Genomic DNA, 16,310 nt, shown 5'->3' on the forward strand with positions numbered 1-16,310 from the left:
TGATCGAGAACTTCTCGATCGCCCGGAAGGAGCCGCACGTCGCGATCTCGGTCGACATGCTCGACACGGGCGTCGACGTGCCGGAGGTGGTCAACCTCGTCTTCTTCAAGCTCGTCCGATCCAAGACGAAATTCTGGCAGATGGTCGGGCGCGGAACCCGCCTGTGCCCCGACCTTTTTGGCCCGGGGATGCGAAAGACCGAATTCCGGATCTTCGATGTCTGCGGGAACCTTGGGTTCTTCGGCGCGAATCCAGAGCTGTCCGACCCTCCCGTGCCCAAGTCCCTGACGGAACGGCTGATAGCGGCCAGGCTGAAGCTCACCCAGGCCATCGATCAGGCTGTCGCGACAGGATCGCCGCCGCAGACGATTCTGCCCGTGGCGCAGAATGAAGCCGTGTCTCGTGAAGAACTTGCCGAGGTCCGGGCTGGCATGGTCGGCGAGGTCAGGCGCTTCATTTCAGGGCTGGATACGTCGTCCTTCATCGTCAGGTCTCATCTCCGCCTGGTCGATGCTTGGCAGGCGGAAGACGCGCCGTGGTCGCAGCTTTCCGACGATGCGGCGGAGGAACTCGCCCATCTCGCCAGCCTTCCGAGCAGCGCGGATCTTGGCGGGGAGGAGGCGAAGCGTTTCGATCTGCTGATGTTCGAGGTTCAGCTGAGCCTCTTCGGGCGGTCGACGAAGCTCGAAGCATGCCGGAGGAGGGTGACGGAGATCGCGACGGCGCTGTCCACGAAGATGGAAATCCCCGCAATCGCCCGCCACGCCGAGTTGATTGAGGACCTCATGAGCGAAGTTTGGTGGACGGGGTTGACCGTCCCGGTCGTGGAGCGTGCCAGACTACGCCTGCGCGATCTGGTGCATCTCATCGACCAGGTGTCACGGCCGGTCCTCTACACGGACTTCTTGGATGAACTTGGCGTGCCGACTACGGTGGCGATCAGCCCGACAGCTGATTTTGCGGCCTTCAAGAAGAAGGCACGTGCATTTCTTGCCGAGCATGAAGACCATGTCACGCTGCGGAGATTGCGCAGCGGAAAGGCTCTGACCGATCTCGACCTCTCGGAGCTTGAGCGCATGCTCCTGACAGCTGGAGTCGGATCTGATGCCGATATCGAGGCGGCGAGGACCATGGAAGCTGCGCAGGTTATTGGGTTCGGTGTCTTCGTGCGATCTCTGGTCGGGCTCGACCGGGGTGCTTCCCAGGAGTACTTCGCTGCGTTCATTTCTGATGGTGCAAGCGCAGATCAGATCGAGTTCATCGCCATGGTGATCGAGTATCTGGCGGAAAGCGGCGTCATCGATCCGGGGCTGCTCTATACGTCTCCCTTCACCGACACATCACCGAATGGACCTGACGACCTATTTGAGGCCGCTGTGGTCGAAGACCTATTCGAAAGGCTGCGTGCGATAAATCAGAGCGCGGTTGCGATCGCCGGCGCGAACGCGTCAGCAGAGGCGGGATAGGGTTCGACCCCGTTCATATTGGGTCCTGCCTGCTCTGCGTGTGGCCGCGCTCGCTCGGCCGCCCCGAGACACGCAGCTGGTGCCGCGGGAAGGAAAGAGACCGCCGATTGAAGGAAAAAAATGCCTGATAGCCCCCTCGGCGGTCATGCCTCGGATAGTGATGGGTCGGCGCCGAGGCCTCCCACCTTCTCTCAAGATCCTACCACGTATCCTGAAACTCAATGTTCGCCGTGGCGACCGGCGTCCTGACAGGATTACGGTTGGAAGCCGACAACCGCTACGGGACCAGTTTTCCAAGCCGCTTCACACCGCGGCCTCTTCACGGCCACCCAGACGCAGTTCGCGGAGTGCCATCCCATGAGTCTCGACGTCGACGATCAAGGCATCTTCCTCGCCTTTTGGTACTGAGCAGAGTTCGAGGTTGCGGGGCGTCGACATCATGGACATGGGTCCGCCTCCAGATTGCACGCCTCTATCGTGGCGTGCCTGCCCGCCGAACTGAAGGGCCCATCGACGTTTCGATACTGGACCCGTCACGCTCAGACGGGAGAAAGGGTGGAGAGCAGGTAGTTGGAGGCTCAACCGAGATCTACGCAGCGAGGTCGCTCGGTGCTGAGGCCAGCCGATGGCGCCCTCACGCCACCTCCCCAAACTATTGATATTGGGAATAGAAAGACAACTGCGAGTTGAGATCGCGCCGGGTTTGGCCAAAACTTAAGTCACGTTTGGCCAGTCCTTAACTCGCATGTACAGCCGCGGCGCTCAGTGCGTCCAGGCGCCCCGCCGGTTGGTCGCGAAATTGTCGCCGTAGCCGCCGGGCCGGACGTTGGCGCGGCGACTCTGCGGGCGCAGGACGATGTACTCGATGCCCTGGTCGCGGGCGTAGTCCTCGGCTTCCTGCTGGCTCTCGAAACTCAGCTTGACCTGGGACTGCGTGTCGCGCGAGCCGGTCCAGCCGGTCAGCGGGTCGATCTCCTTGGCGGCTTCGGACACGAATTCCAGCACCCACTCGCGGGTCTTGGCGGTGCCCGAGGACATGGCGGTCCGGGCTGGCTTGTAGATGCGGGCGCGCATGGGGACCTCCGGTTCGCCTGGATTTGTACCCACTTAAAGGACGAGAGGCGACTGCGGCAAGGGGATGCGACGTCGCAATGAGGGTGCACATCGAAGCCTTTCTCACTGCGTGGAAACGCTCACGATGCTGCGAAACCTGTAAGAACAGAGAGATACGCCGATGATTGGTGCTAGCGAACTGGGCCGCGAAACGATGGAACGTGCGCAGGCCGCCCTCTACCACATCAGAGACATCCCGAGGGGCTGGGGACCCGGGGTCTCATCCTCACCGGTCGGGAAGGCGACCAGCAGATCACCGGCACGCCCGGTGACGACCGGATCAGCGGCGGCTCGGGCTCCAACGTTCTCATCGGCAATGGGGGGGCGGACAGCTTTCGCCTCCAGGCTGGTCAGAGCCGCTCGACCATCCTGGATTTCGAGTCGGGAGACGACCGCGTCCTGGTCGACGGGGATCTCGTTGGCATGACCATCCCGATCGGGGCGGAGCAAGTCCTCACGCGAGACGTCGCGCGCGATCCGATAGGTTGCGGCATCGCGGTCTGCGATGAGAGTCGAGCAGAGATTTCAATCGACCTCCCGGGTGAGCGCGGTGGCCTTCCGCCGGGTCGTCTTCCTCGGCCCGGAAGCCGACCTGCAGATGTCGGACATCTGGCTGGTCTGACCGCCCCGCTTGAACGCGCGCGCGGGGATGACAGATAACAGGTCATCCCCGCCCGCGAGTGTCCCGATGGCCCACAACAACGACAACCGCCCCAGGGGCGACATTCTCACCCTGCCCGCCGAGGCGGACATCCCGATGCTCAGCCGCGCGCCCGCCGCGCGGCCCAAGCTGGAAGGTGGCAAGCGGTTCCACATGGCCACCACCTTCCAGCCCGCGGGCGACCAGCCGACTGCCATCCGCGAGCTTGCGCAGGGGGTGAAGGACGGGGAGCGGGACCAGGTCCTGCTCGGCGCGACCGGCACCGGCAAGACCTTCACCATGGCCAAGGTCATCGAGGAGACCCAGCGCCCCGCGATCATCCTCGCGCCCAACAAGACGCTCGCCGCCCAGCTCTACGGCGAGTTCAAGGGCTTCTTCCCCGATAACGCGGTCGAATACTTCGTCAGCTACTACGACTACTACCAACCCGAGGCCTACGTCCCCCGGTCGGACACCTTCATCGAGAAGGAATCGCAGATCAACGAGCAGATCGACCGGATGCGCCACTCGGCCACCCGCGCCCTGCTCGAACGGGACGACGTCATCATCGTCGCCTCCGTCTCCTGCATCTACGGCATCGGCTCGGTCGAGACCTATGGCGCGATGACCCAGGACGTGATTGCCGGTGAGGAATACGACCAGCGCCGGGTCATGGCCGATCTCGTGGCCCAGCAATACCGCCGCAACGACGCCGCCTTCGCACGCGGCAGCTTCCGGGTGCGCGGCGACAGCGTGGAGATCTGGCCCGCCCACCTGGAGGACCGGGCCTGGCGCCTCAGCTTCTTCGGTGAGGAGCTGGAATCGATCACCGAGTTCGACCCGCTGACCGGCGCCAGGACCGGCAGCATGGACAAGATCCGCATCTACGCCAACAGCCACTACGTCACGCCGCGCCCCACCATGCAGCAGGCGATCAAGAACATCCGCGCCGAGCTTGAGGTGCGGCTCAAGCAGCTCGAAGGCGAGGGCAAGCTGCTCGAGGCCCAGCGGCTGGAGCAGCGCACGAAGTTCGACCTGGAGATGCTGGAGGCCACCGGCGTCTGCAACGGGATCGAGAACTACTCCCGCTACCTCACCGGCCGCGCCCCCGGAGAGCCGCCGCCAACCCTGTTCGAATACATCCCCGACAACGCCATCGTCTTCGCCGACGAGAGCCACGTCTCGGTCCCGCAGATCGGCGGCATGTACAAGGGCGACTTCCGCCGCAAGATGACCTTGGCCGAGCACGGCTTCCGCCTGCCCTCCTGCATGGACAACCGCCCCCTCAAGTTCGAAGAATGGGACGCGATGCGGCCGCAGTCGGTCTTCGTCTCGGCAACGCCGGCGGCGTGGGAGCTGGACCAGACCGGCGGCGTCTTCACCGAGCAGGTCATCCGCCCGACCGGCCTGCTCGACCCCCAGGTCGAGATCCGCCCCGTGGACATGCAGGTCGACGACCTGCTGGACGAGATCCGGAAGGTCACCAAGGCCGGCTACCGCACGCTGGTGACGACGCTGACCAAGCGCATGGCCGAGGACCTGACCGAGTACCTGCACGAGCAGGGGATCAAGGTCCGCTACATGCACAGCGACATCGACACGATCGAGCGGATCGAGATCCTGCGCGACCTGCGGCTGGGCGCCTTCGACGTGCTGATCGGGATCAACCTCCTGCGCGAGGGGCTCGACATTCCCGAATGCGGGCTGGTGGCGATCCTCGATGCCGACAAGGAGGGCTTCCTGCGCTCCGAGACGTCCCTCGTGCAGACCATCGGCCGCGCGGCGCGCAATGCCGACGGGCGGGTCATCATGTATGCCGACCGCATCACCGGCTCGATGGAGCGCGCCATCGGCGAGACCGAGCGTCGGCGCGCCAAGCAGATCGCCTACAACGAGGCGCACGGGATCACCCCCACCACGGTCCGCAAGAACGTCGAGGACATCCTCGCCGGGCTCTACCAGGGCGATGTCGACATGAACCGGGTGACGGCGAAGATCGACAAGCCGATGGTCGGCGCGAACCTGCAGGCGCATCTGGACGGCCTGCGCGAGCAGATGCGCAAGGCCGCCGAGAACCTGGAGTTCGAGGAGGCGGCGCGGTTGCGGGACGAGGTCAAGCGGCTGGAGCAGGTCGATCTGGTGGTGTCGGACGACCCCCTGGCACGGCAATCCGCCGTCGCGCAGGCGGTCGAGGACGCCCGCAAGGCCGAGGGGCGGAGCACGGCCGGTCGCCCGGGGCAGCGCGGGGGGAACGTGAAGCGCAAACGCAAAGGCTGACGCCTCGCGTCGTTCCGGGAGCGAAGCCTGCGATCGCAGCCCGCCGCCCCGCGGGGCGCAGTCCGCGCTTGCCCCATCGGCCGGAACCCGGCATGTCAGGACCCGACGGGCCCTTAGCTCAGCTGGATAGAGCAGCCGACTTCTAATCGGCAGGTCGAGGGTTCGAATCCTTCAGGGCCCGCCACCAGATCTCCAAGGTGCTGTCGACACTCCATAATTCGATCCGTCTTCCCGATGTTTGCGCATCGTTTACGCTAGTCGATTCAGGAAGCGCCCGCCGCCGCTCGGCCAGTCTGGTGGGGTGCCCGACCTCGTCCCGGGTCGCCTGACCGCCCGAGGCAGCGACCCGGTGGGTGGTCGCGCCCGCTTCGGCCAAGGCGGTCGGACGGGTGACGCGCAGGCTGTGGCCGGTGCCGTCGAGGAGGCCTTCGGCGCGGGCGCAACCAGCGGGACCGAGGGGCAACGGCGCGAATCCTGCAGCCCGTCTGCTTAAATGACACAATGCCTTGCCTCAGGAATTTCTGCCCCAAGTTTAGGGCAAGGCAACGGCGCCCGCTCAGCCCGGACCGCCCGGCCGCTTGTGAATTCGAGCGTCCCGTGCAAGGTCCGGAGGTGTTCGTGGCAAGGAACGAACTGTAGGAGCGGGGCGCGTATCGCGCTATTCTGAAGGTTCCGAGTGCAAAGAAGCCTCTGGCTTCGGGGACAGGTGATGGGGACATACGCGGATCGTGCGCAGGTGGTTGCGGCCTTTGCCTTGCCCGTCCTGCTCGTGGCGGTCGCGGGATGGTTCGCATGGAACGAGACCTGGAACCGCGCCGAAAGCGAGTTGTCCCGCACGGCTGACGGTGCCTCCGAGCTTTCCGAGCGGGTCTTCAGCTCCGCAATCCTCGCCGCGCGGCTGACCAACAATATCCTGACCGGAGTATCCGACCAGGAGCTTCGCCAGGACGAGGCCCTGTACAACGAACAGGTGGCGACGATCATGGCGGAGGTGTCGGGCTCCAACATGATATCCGTCTCCGACCGCAACGGCATTCTGACGCTCATGTCCGGAAAGTATCCCGCCCCGCGGGTTTCGGTGGCGGATCGGGAATGGGTCCAGGCCCTGCAAGGGAGCGACCCGCCTCCGGTCTATGTCGGGGCGCAATCTGTCGGCCGGGTCGCCGGATATCCCTTTTTCAGCGTCAGCATTCCACGACGCGGCTCGGGTGATGACGTGGTGCCGGGCACCTATGAAGGCAATATCAACGTCTCGCTCGACCCTCTCGAGATTGCCGCAGAGCTCAGGACGACGACGCAGGAAGACGATGACGTGCTCTCGCTGGTCCGGGCGGACGGGGCGATCCTCGCCTCCACGCGTGGTACCGGGAACCCGGCGCCCAGGGTGCCGTCGACCAGCCCGCTTCTGAAGATGATCGGGCAAGGTGCGAAGCGCGGCATATACGAAGGCGAAAGCATCGGACTGCGGGACGGGATCCCGTTGGGACGAGGCATTCTGATCGCGTTCACGCAGGTCGGCAACCTGCCAGTCTACGCGACCGTCTCGCGCACGCCGGCGGTCATCATCGCGCCATGGCTGCAGACGATGACGGCCCTGCTTGCCGTCGGGCTTCCGACCTCCCTCGCTCTGGGGTTTTTGTCGCTGACCTCCTTGCGGCGCAGGGATGCGCTGGGAAAAAGCGAAGCGGAACTTCGCGCGGCCTTCGAGAGCGCGGCCACGGGTACCGCTCTGCTGGACAGTGGCACGAACCGGATACTCAAGGTGAACAAGCGGCTTTGCGCCATGGCGGGTCGCGATGCGCGGGAGCTGATCGGCATGCCGCTCGATCGCCTCCTGCAAGCGCCGGCGAAGGGGTCGGGCCGTCCGGCAGAAATCGGGTCAGAAACGACGACAGGCTTGAGCCAGCTCGAATGCCCTGACGGGAGCATTCGGTGGATCGAACTTGGCACGGCGCCGGTGGTGTCCCAGAGGATACAGGATCCGTCGCTGGTGATCGCGACATTCCATGATGTCACCGAGCGCAAGGAAAGCGAGGAGCGCCAGATCCTGCTTGCACGGGAAGTCGATCACCGCGCCAAGAACGCGCTCGCGATCGTGCAGGCGCTCGTGCGCATGGAGCGGGATCCCCCGATCGCCAGCTACGTGAAACGGGTCGAAGGTCGCATCCACGCCCTGGCACGGTCGCATGAGTTGCTGGCGAAGGATGGCTGGCAGGGCGCCGCTCTCGAGGACCTGCTCGACGACGAGCTGTCCGTCTACCGGGACGGCGCGCAGGTGACGGTCGAGGGGCCCCCAGTCGTCGTGACGTCCGACGCCGTGCAGCCGCTGTCGATCGTGCTTCACGAACTGGCGACCAACGCCGTGAAGCATGGCGCCCTCGCGACACCGGCCGGCATCCTGTCGGTATCCTGGAGGCACGATATCCAGACGGGTGAACTGGAGCTGTGCTGGGACGAGAAGCGGGGAACCAGACCGGGGGCGTCCGTTGCAGCCGGTGGCTCGGGTATCGCGATCATCAGGGGATCCGTGGAGCAGCTCGGAGGCAGGATCACGCTCGACGTCCAGGACACGGGGCTCACCTGTCGCCTGACTCTGCCGCATACGGCGATCACGACAGGCAGAAGCCCGGTCCCCGTGAACACCAACTCGGCGCCCGCCAACACCGCCGACACCGGAGCCGATGACCTCTCCGGCATGCGCGTGCTGCTGGCCGAGGACGAGTACATCGTGGCCATGGACATGCAGGAACTGCTGGAGCGGGCCGGCTGTGTCGTGATCGGACCCGCCGCGAACCTGAAGGAGGCAGAGCGCCTGGCGAAGACGGAACGCGGCGCGCTCGACGCCGCTCTCCTGGACGTGAACCTGAATGGAGCGAAGTCCATAGATCTTGCTAGAGACCTCGCCCGCGCAGGCGTCGGTATCGTTCTGATCACCGGCTATAGCGAGGTTCTGGAGACGGACGGCCACGAGAACTGGGCGCAGCTTCGCAAGCCGGCGAACGAGGTCGAGATCGTGGAGGCCCTTCGAAGGGTGGGGGCGACCAGCCGGCGCGGCAGGGAGGTCGAGGCAGAGGGCTGACGTCGGACGGGTCCCCGCCTTGCAGTCAGGTCCGCTCGGCGCCTTCAGGCTTTCGAGCCGGTTGTTCCCGTGTTCTTCCGCAGGTCCGTGGCGGTGTCGGGGAGTGCCCGGAAGCCGCTCGGCATCCGGAGCTTGCGGGCCGCCGCTTCGCCTCCGGTTGCCTGGCTGCGGGACCTGATGAACCGACGGAACCCTGTCCGGCGGCGATGGTGGAGACGTCAGAACCGGGGGCGGGTCGCTCGCGAACGGGCCCGCCGGAGTATTTTCGGCCATGAGAAGGAAGGGGTCGGCAGCCTTCATCGTCCCTTGACGACAAGGCCGTGGCGGGCACGCTCAGTGCCCGTCGCCTTCGAGAACGAAGCGCTTGTCGCAATAGCCGCAATCGACGTGGCCGATCTCCGGGGCGATCGTCATCCAGACGCGCGGATGGCCCAGCGCGCCCTCGCCTCCGTCGCAGGCGACGCGCAACTGCCTCACGGTCTCGACCTCGGGCGGGGCCAGGTCTTTCTGGCGGCTGGGATATCGGGGGGTGCCGGTCGTCATCGGGAACCTCGGGGCGCTGGGGTCGCCGCCTTATGGCCCGGCGTGCGCCGGCTGCGCAAGGGAAGCCCGTCCCCGCGCCTTGTCCCCCCGCGGCGGTCCCTCTAGGTGCGCAGGGGAGAGGAGGGCGCCGATGTCCCATGCGATCGAGATCGAGGGCCTGCGCAAGGTCTATGGCGGGCAGGGCCGGTCCGAGCCCAAGGTGGCCCTGAAGGGCCTGGACCTGACGGTGCCGACGGGGTCGATCTTCGGCCTGCTCGGCCCGAACGGGGCGGGGAAGTCGACGACGATCAACATCCTCGCCGGGCTGGTGCGCAAGACCGCGGGCAAGGTCCGGATCTGGGGCTTCGACCAGGACGTGAACCCGCGCCAGTCGCGCGCCGCCATCGGCGTCATGCCGCAGGAGCTGAACCTCGACCCGTTCTTCACCCCCGCCGGCGCGCTGGAGGTGCAGGCCGGGCTCTACGGCGTGCCGAAGTCGCAGCGCGACACGGCGGGCATCCTGGAGCTGGTGGGCCTGAGCGACAAGGCCGACGCCTATGCGCGCACGCTGTCCGGGGGCATGCGGCGGCGGCTGCTGCTGGCCAAGGCGCTGGTGCATCACCCCCAGATCCTTGTGCTGGACGAGCCGACGGCGGGCGTCGACATCGAGCTGCGGCAGATGCTCTGGCGCAACGTGCGCCGCCTCAACGAGGAGCGGGGGACGACGATCATCCTGACGACCCATTACCTGGAGGAGGCGCAGGAGATGTGCGACGAGATCGCCATCGTGAACCATGGCGAACTGGTCGTCCGCGACCGTACCGCCAACCTGCTGGAGCGGCTGGACGGCAAGACCATGGTGATCGTCCCCGAGGGCGAAGCCCGGCCGCTGGACCTGCCCCCAGGCGTCGAGCAGGCGACCCGCCCGGACGGGTCGATCGCGCTGAGCTACAGCCGGGGCAAGGTCTCGGCGGAGCAGCTGCTGTCGGCGGTCCGCGCGGCGGGCCTCACCATCCGCGACGTGCGCACCGAGGAGCCGGATCTCGAGGACGTGTTCGTCTCGCTGACCCATAGCGCGTGAGTGCGGCGCAGGCCCTCGGCGGCCTGTTCCTGTCGGCCTTCGTCGCCGCGACGCTGGTTCCCGCCGGGTCGGAGGTGGCGCTGGTCGCGCTGATCCTCGCCGGTGGCTTCGATCCGTGGGTTCTGGTGGCAGTGGCGAGCCTCGGCAACGTGCTGGGGTCCGCCGTGAACTACGCGCTGGGCCGTCTGGCGCACCGCTTCGCCGGGCGGCGCTGGTTCCCGGTCGGGCCGGAGGCGCTGGCGCGGGCGGAACGGTGGTATCGCCGCTGGGGCCGCTGGTCGCTGCTCCTGTCCTGGGCGCCGATCGTCGGCGATCCGATCACCGTCGCGGCGGGGCTTCTGCGGGAACGGGTGGCGGTGTTCCTCGTGCTGGTGACGCTGGCGAAGGTGGGGCGCTATGCGGTGCTCGCCCTGGCGGTGGGCTGACGCCCGCGCGGCGCCACAACATGTCCCGCGACGCGAGCGCCGCGCCGCCGGTGATGAGCAGGCAGGCCAGCGCGACGGTCCACGACGGCTCCGCCCGGCCCGCGGCGATCAGCACGAGGGTCGAAAGGAGCGGCGCCGCATAGCTGGCCGCGCCCAGCACCGGCAGGTCGCCGCGCTTCACCCCGATGTCCCAAAGGTGGAAGGCGAGGCCCACGGGGCCGAGGCCGAGGCCGAGGATCGCCAGCCATTCCGTGCCCTGCGGCGCGACCGTCGTTTCCAGCGCCAGGTGGGCGAAAGCCGCAACCGCCGCCGTGCCGAGGCAGAACCCCGTCACCGCGTCCGTCGGCACCGAGGCGAAGCGGCGCGAGAGGACCGAATAGCTCGACCAGACCAGCGCCGCCGCGCCCGCCAGGGCGTAGCCCGTCACGTCCTCCGGCGCGATCTGGAGCGCGCGCCCCCCGGTCACGATCAGCGCCGCGCCACCGAAGCCCATCAGGGCGCCGGCCAGGTGGTGCGGCTTCAGCGCCCGGCCCGAGGCCATCAGCACGATCAGGAGCGGCCAGAGATAGGCGATGAGCCCGGCCTCCACCGGCTCTGCGTTCCTGAGGGCGAGGACGTAGAGCAGGTGATAGCCGAAGAGCCCGCCGACGCCGAGCGCCCAGACTGGCCAGGGCTGCCGCCACGCCCGCCAGCCGCGCCGCCGGACGCCGAGGACCAGGCCCGCGGCGCCGCCGATGGCGAAGCACATTGCGAGAAGCTGGAGCGGCGGCACCTCGCCCGTGGAATCGGTGAAGAGCGCGAGCAGGGCCCAGAGAAGGACGGCGCCGAAGCCGAGGAGCGTGGCGAAGGGGCGGGACATGGGGCGTGGCTTGCCCCGGGCCGGGCGGTGGAGCAAGGGGCATCAAGCTCTTCGAAGAGCTTGACCATTCCCTTCTAAGAAACCGGTCGCCTCAGCGATCCACCGGCAGTCCCGAGGGCACGGTTGCCGGGATGCCGAGACGGCCTTCCAGCGCGGCCTCGTCGGTGAGCGTGGCGAGGAAGGCCATCAGCGCCGCGACCTCCGCCTCGCTCAGCACCCGGTCGGGGCCGCGGATTGCGGCGGCGAGCGCGGTGACCTGCGCGGGGTCGTCCATCACGCGCCAGTCCTCGGCCTCCATCGCGGGCAGCACGACGTCGCGGTCGTAGCGCGCAAGCGCCGCGCGCGGGGCGGCATGGTCGCGCAGGAAAGCGGCGAGGTCGGCATAGGCGCCGGCATGGCCCCAAGGCCCGGTCCGGGTCACGTTGCGCAAGGCCGGGGTGCGGAAGGCGTAGGCATCGGCCTCCGCGCCCGTCACGCGCATCCGCCCGTCGTCGCGCGCGTGATCTTCGAATCGGGCCGCCTTGCCGGGGCCGAGCTGGGGCTGGCCGGTGGCATGGAAGCCGTGGTCGGTCTGGAACGGGCCGGAATGGCAGGTCGCGCAACCCGCCGATCCGTAGAACAGCTCCAGCCCCGCCAGCGCCTCGTCGGGCAGGGTGCCATCGCCGCGCAGCCAGGCATCGAAGGGCGAGGTGTCGGAGCGCCACTCATGCTCCACGAATTCCGCGATCGCGTCGGAGATCGCGGTGAAGCCGATCTCGCGGCCGGGCATCGCGGCGTCGAACAGCTCGACATATTCGGGGATGGCGCGCACCCGGGCCGAGAGAAGGTCCCAGGCGCCGCCCTCGCCGGTGATGAGGCCCTGGCGGACGGCCTTCGAGACCTCGTTCTCGCCGTAATGGCCGGCCATCTCGTCCGCCGAGAGAACCGGGAACATCGTCTGCGCCGAGAGCAGGGTGGCGAAGCCCTGCTCCATCTCGCGGCCCATCGGGGTGCGCAGGCCCTCGGCCGTCTCTTCGATACGGCCGTCGTGGAAGAGGACGGTGAATTCCTTCGCGCCGAGGTTGAACAGGGCGGGCGCGTTGCGGGGGATGCGCTCCTCCGGCGGGTTCTCGGGATCGGCGACGCGGTCGGGGCCGAGGCCCTTGCCACCCTCGCCCATGCCGAGCGACAGCCCGTCGCCGGTGCCGAAGCGCGGATGGTGACAGGTCCCGCAGGAGATGTTGCGGTTGCCCGACAGGATCGGATCCCAGAACAGGAGCCGCCCGAGCGCGACGACCTCCGGGTCGGTCTCGCGATAGGCGTCGTCGGCCACCGGGGCCGGGAACTCCATAGCCGCGGCGGGCAGGGCAAGGGTCAGGGAGAGGAGGAGGGCACGCATGGCGCCGTTGAACCACGCCGGCCCGCGGCTCGGCAAGATGCCGCGATGACCCGGTTGACGCGGACGTAAGCCCGGCCCATCTGCGCGCTATGGCGTTCTGCTCCCCTTCGGTGTAGGCGCGCGCCAAATCCTGACATTCCAGGCCCCCATTCCTTCGAGGCATCCCCCATGGACCTTCGCAACGTCGCCATCATCGCCCATGTCGACCATGGCAAGACCACGCTCGTCGACGAGCTTCTCAAGCAGTCCGGCACCTACCGCGAGAACGAGGCGACGACCGAACGCGCCATGGACTCCAACGATCTGGAGAGGGAGCGGGGCATCACCATCCTCGCCAAGGCGACCTCGGTCGAGTGGAGGGGCATCCGCATCAACATCGTCGACACCCCCGGCCACGCCGATTTCGGCGGCGAGGTGGAGCGGATCCTGAGCATGGTCGACGGCGTCGTCCTGCTGGTCGACGCGGCCGAAGGGCCGATGCCGCAGACGAAGTTCGTCACCTCCAAGGCGCTGGCCTTGGGGCTGCGGCCGATCGTCGTCCTCAACAAGGTCGACAAGTCCGACGCGGAACCGGACCGCGCGCTCGATGAGGTGTTCGACCTCTTCGCGAATCTGGGCGCCGACGACGAGCAGCTGGACTTCCCGGTGCTCTACGCCTCGGGACGCTCGGGCTGGGCCGATACGGAGCTCGACGGGCCGCGCAAGAACCTCGACGCCCTGTTCGAGCTGATCGTCAGCCATGTACGCACGCCCAAGCAGGTCGCCGACCGCGACAAGCCGTTCCGGATGCTCGCCACGACGCTGGGCGCGGACCCGTTCATCGGGCGCATCCTGACGGGCCGGATCGAGTCGGGTCGGGTGAAGGCGGGGCAGACGCTGCACGCGCTGTCGCGCGAGGGCCAGAAGCTGGAGCAGTTCCGCGTCACCAAGGTGATGGCGTTCCGCGGGCTTCAGCAGCAGGCCATCGACGAGGCCGAGGCGGGCGATATCGTCACCCTCGCCGGCATGTCGAAGGCGACCGTGGCCGACACGCTGGCGGACACGTCCATCGACGTGCCGCTGCCAGCCCAGCCGATCGACCCGCCGACGATCACCGTCACCTTCGGCATCAACGACAGCCCGCTCGCGGGCCGCGACGGCAAGAAGGTGCAGTCGCGCGTCATCCGCGAGCGGCTGATGCGCGAGGCCGAGACGAACGTCGCCATCCAGGTCACCGACACGCCCGGCGGCGAGGCCTTCGAGGTTGCAGGCCGGGGCGAGCTTCAGATGGGCGTGCTGATCGAGAACATGCGCCGCGAGGGCTTCGAGCTGTCGATCTCGCGCCCGCAGGTCGTGTTCCGCGACATCGAGGGCCAGCGCCACGAGCCGGTCGAGGAAGTCACCATCGACGTGGATGACGAGTACTCCGGCGCGGTGATCGAGAAGGTCACCGGCGCGCGCAAGGGCGAGCTGGTCGAGATGAAGCCCGCCGGCGCCGGCAAGACCCGGATCATCGCCCATGTCCCGTCCCGCGGCCTGATCGGCTATCACGGCGAGTTCCTGACCGACACGCGCGGGACCGGCGTGCTGAACCGCGTCTTCCACGAATGGGCGCCCTACAAGGGGCCGATCCCGGGCCGCCGCGCGGGCGTCCTGATCTCGATGGAGGACGGCGTGTCCGTGGCCTACGCGATCTTCAACCTGGAGGATCGCGGCCGGTTCTTCATCGGCGCGCAGGAGCAGGTCTATCAGGGGATGATCATCGGCGAGCATTCGCGCGACAACGATCTCGAGGTGAACCCGCTCAAGGGCAAGAAGCTGACCAACATCCGCGCCTCCGGCACGGACGAGGCGGTGCGCCTGACGACGCCGGTGCGGATGTCGCTGGAAGAGGCCATCGCCTATATCGACAACGACGAGCTGGTCGAGGTGACGCCGAACGCGATCCGGCTGCGCAAGCGCTTCCTCGACCCGCATGAGCGCAAGCGGCAGTCGCGCGCCGCCGGCTGAACTGCGAGCGGGCGGAAGCCCGGAGCGTTGCGCACCGCCGGGGGCGGTGCGCCCGGGAAGCGGCGGGGCGGGGCATCGAGCCCCGCCCCGCCGCGCCTCCGGCGGGAGTATTTCCGGCCACAGGAAGGGACATCCCGGGAGCGTCGCTCCGGCCGAAGGGGCGGATCAGGCGGCCCAGCTCCTTTCCAGCAAGCTCAGCCAGTTGCCGTGGCAGATCTTTTCGATGAGCGCCTTGCCGTAGCCGTGATCGGCCATGGCCCGGCGCAGCACGGGGAGGCGTGAGACGTCCGACACCGCCTCCGGCACCACCGCCCCGTCGTAGTCCGAGCCGAGGCCCACCCGGTCCTCGCCCAGCCGTTCGATCAGGTGGTCGAGATGGCGCAGCATGACCTCGACCGGAGTCTCCGCGATCTTGCGCCCGTCCTCCCGCAGGAAGGAAACGGCGAAGTTCAGCCCCACCATCCCGTCGCTTTCGGCGATCGCGTCGAGCTGGGCGTCGGTCAGGTTGCGCGAATGCGGGCAGATCGCATGCGCGTTGGAATGGGTCGCGACCAGCGGCTTTGTCGACAGCCGCGCGACGTCCCAGAACCCCGCCTCGTTCAGGTGGCTCAGGTCCAGCATGATCCCAAGCGCGTCGCAGCGCGCGACGAGACGCTTGCCCGCCTCGGTCAGGCCCGGCCCGCGATCGGGCGAGGAGGGGAAGGCGAAGGGCACGCCATGCCCGAAGGCTGTGCTGCGCGACCAGACCGGCCCGAGCGACCGCAGCCCCGCCGCGTGGAGGATGTCGAGCGTGTCGAGCTCCGGGTCGATGGCCTCGGCGCCCTCGACATGAAAGATCGCGGCAAGCTTGCCCTCGGACCGTGCCGAGCGGATCTCGGCCACCGTCCGGCAGAGGCGCAGGAGCCCTTGGCGGTCCAGCTCGTGCAGCAGCGCGGCCTGCGCCAGGATGACCCGCAGGCAGCGTTCCCAGGGAAGCGGGTCGGGCAGGGGGATGTCGTAGCTGGGGCGGCGCATCAACTCATGCAGCTTGTCCAGCGGCAGATCCTCCGGCGAGGGCACCCAGCAGGCGAAGAAGCCGCCGCCGAAGCCGCCTGCCTCGGCCCGGCGCAGGTCGATGGCGGCGTCGCGCCCGTTCGCGAAGCTGCCGAGCGCCTCGCGGCCCCCGCCCTGCCACAGCCGGGTCATCAGATCGTTATGTCCGTCGAATACGTAGGGATGCGCGTCGCTCATCATGGCTCCTGTCATGGCGGCGCGATGGTGAGCCGGCCGGGTCGGCACGGCAAGACGGGACGGCGTCGGCGCGAAAACGGGCGGGTGACCCTACGTCCTGAAAAAAATCGACCAAACGGCGAATTTTCCTCTTGCGGGTCTTCGGTGTCATCCGTAAATCCCCCTTCACCGGCGGCGCTGAGGGCGCGGTTGGGAGCCGGAGGGAACGACGGGGCTGAAGCTTCGAAGGGCCTGGGCAGACAACTTCGGAC

General features: G+C 67.7%; 12 protein-coding genes, 1 tRNA gene and 1 pseudogene. 8 read left to right on the forward strand and 6 right to left on the reverse strand.

Annotated elements, in window-relative coordinates; genetic code table 11:
• The coding region (locus tag DR046_RS21815) for a type I restriction-modification enzyme R subunit C-terminal domain-containing protein (protein ID WP_280652868.1) at positions 1–1,466 on the forward strand (1,466 nt) is incomplete at its 5' end.
• Positions 1,467–1,769: 303 nt separating this feature from the next.
• Here DR046_RS21815 and DR046_RS23830 read toward each other — a convergent pair.
• Both DR046_RS23830 and DR046_RS21820 read right to left on the reverse strand, forming a co-directional pair.
• Positions 1,770–1,913 (reverse strand): hypothetical protein, encoded by a 144-nt coding sequence (locus DR046_RS23830; protein WP_167767234.1) that lies wholly within the window; start codon positions 1,911–1,913, stop codon positions 1,770–1,772.
• 315 nt (positions 1,914–2,228) lie between these two features.
• Complete coding sequence (locus DR046_RS21820) at positions 2,229–2,540, reverse strand: ETC complex I subunit (RefSeq protein ID WP_115384476.1); 312 nt, start codon at positions 2,538–2,540, stop codon at positions 2,229–2,231.
• Between the two features lie 261 nt (positions 2,541–2,801).
• Between DR046_RS21820 and DR046_RS24960 the strand changes: the two are divergent.
• From DR046_RS24960 to DR046_RS21835, 4 genes and pseudogenes are all read left to right on the forward strand, one after another.
• Positions 2,802–2,900 (forward strand): annotated as a pseudogene (locus DR046_RS24960) (calcium-binding protein); the annotation flags it as partial.
• 367 nt (positions 2,901–3,267) lie between these two features.
• Positions 3,268–5,496, forward strand: coding sequence for an excinuclease ABC subunit UvrB (gene uvrB / locus DR046_RS21825; RefSeq protein WP_115384477.1), 2,229 nt, complete (start codon positions 3,268–3,270; stop codon positions 5,494–5,496).
• A gap of 107 nt (positions 5,497–5,603) precedes the next feature.
• A tRNA-Arg gene (locus tag DR046_RS21830) sits at positions 5,604–5,680 on the forward strand.
• 525 nt (positions 5,681–6,205) lie between these two features.
• Positions 6,206–8,575, forward strand: a complete 2,370-nt coding sequence (locus DR046_RS21835; protein ID WP_115384478.1) for an HWE histidine kinase domain-containing protein — start codon at positions 6,206–6,208, stop codon at positions 8,573–8,575.
• A gap of 333 nt (positions 8,576–8,908) precedes the next feature.
• Here the strand turns inward: DR046_RS21835 and DR046_RS21840 are convergent, their stop codons facing one another.
• Positions 8,909–9,118: a zinc-finger domain-containing protein gene (locus tag DR046_RS21840; RefSeq protein ID WP_115384479.1), complete on the reverse strand. Its 210-nt coding sequence runs from the start codon at positions 9,116–9,118 to the stop codon at positions 8,909–8,911.
• Positions 9,119–9,248: 130 nt separating this feature from the next.
• Between DR046_RS21840 and DR046_RS21845 the strand changes: the two genes are divergently transcribed.
• Together DR046_RS21845 and DR046_RS21850 are read left to right on the forward strand one after the other, a co-directional pair.
• Entirely contained in the window at positions 9,249–10,178 is a 930-nt protein-coding gene (locus DR046_RS21845) for an ABC transporter ATP-binding protein (protein WP_115384480.1), read from the forward strand.
• Positions 10,175–10,603, forward strand: a complete 429-nt coding sequence (locus DR046_RS21850) for a YqaA family protein (protein WP_115384481.1) — start codon at positions 10,175–10,177, stop codon at positions 10,601–10,603. The genes DR046_RS21845 and DR046_RS21850 overlap by 4 nt, the downstream gene beginning before the upstream one ends.
• On the opposite strand, the gene yddG is transcribed toward DR046_RS21850, so the two are convergent.
• Both yddG and DR046_RS21860 read right to left on the reverse strand, forming a co-directional pair.
• Positions 10,497–11,462: an aromatic amino acid exporter YddG gene (gene yddG, locus DR046_RS21855; protein ID WP_115384482.1), complete on the reverse strand. Its 966-nt coding sequence runs from the start codon at positions 11,460–11,462 to the stop codon at positions 10,497–10,499. The genes DR046_RS21850 and yddG overlap by 107 nt on opposite strands.
• 91 nt (positions 11,463–11,553) lie before the next feature.
• A complete protein-coding gene (locus DR046_RS21860) occupies positions 11,554–12,840 on the reverse strand; it encodes a cytochrome-c peroxidase (RefSeq protein WP_115384483.1) in 1,287 nt (428 codons plus the stop codon).
• 168 nt (positions 12,841–13,008) lie between these two features.
• Between DR046_RS21860 and typA the strand changes: the two genes are divergently transcribed.
• Positions 13,009–14,829 (forward strand): translational GTPase TypA, encoded by a 1,821-nt coding sequence (typA, locus tag DR046_RS21865; RefSeq protein WP_115384484.1) that lies wholly within the window; start codon positions 13,009–13,011, stop codon positions 14,827–14,829.
• A 165-nt stretch (positions 14,830–14,994) separates the two neighbouring features.
• On the opposite strand, the gene DR046_RS21870 is transcribed toward typA, so the two are convergent.
• Positions 14,995–16,059 carry a dipeptidase gene (locus DR046_RS21870; RefSeq protein WP_115384485.1) on the reverse strand — a complete coding sequence of 355 codons (1,065 nt, stop codon included), beginning with the start codon at positions 16,057–16,059 and terminating at the stop codon, positions 14,995–14,997.
• Positions 16,060–16,310 lie beyond the last annotated feature (251 nt).

Origin of the sequence: Jannaschia formosa (genome assembly GCF_003340555.1) — a bacterium.
In the GTDB taxonomy this organism is placed as follows: Bacteria; Pseudomonadota; Alphaproteobacteria; order Rhodobacterales; family Rhodobacteraceae; genus Jannaschia; species Jannaschia formosa.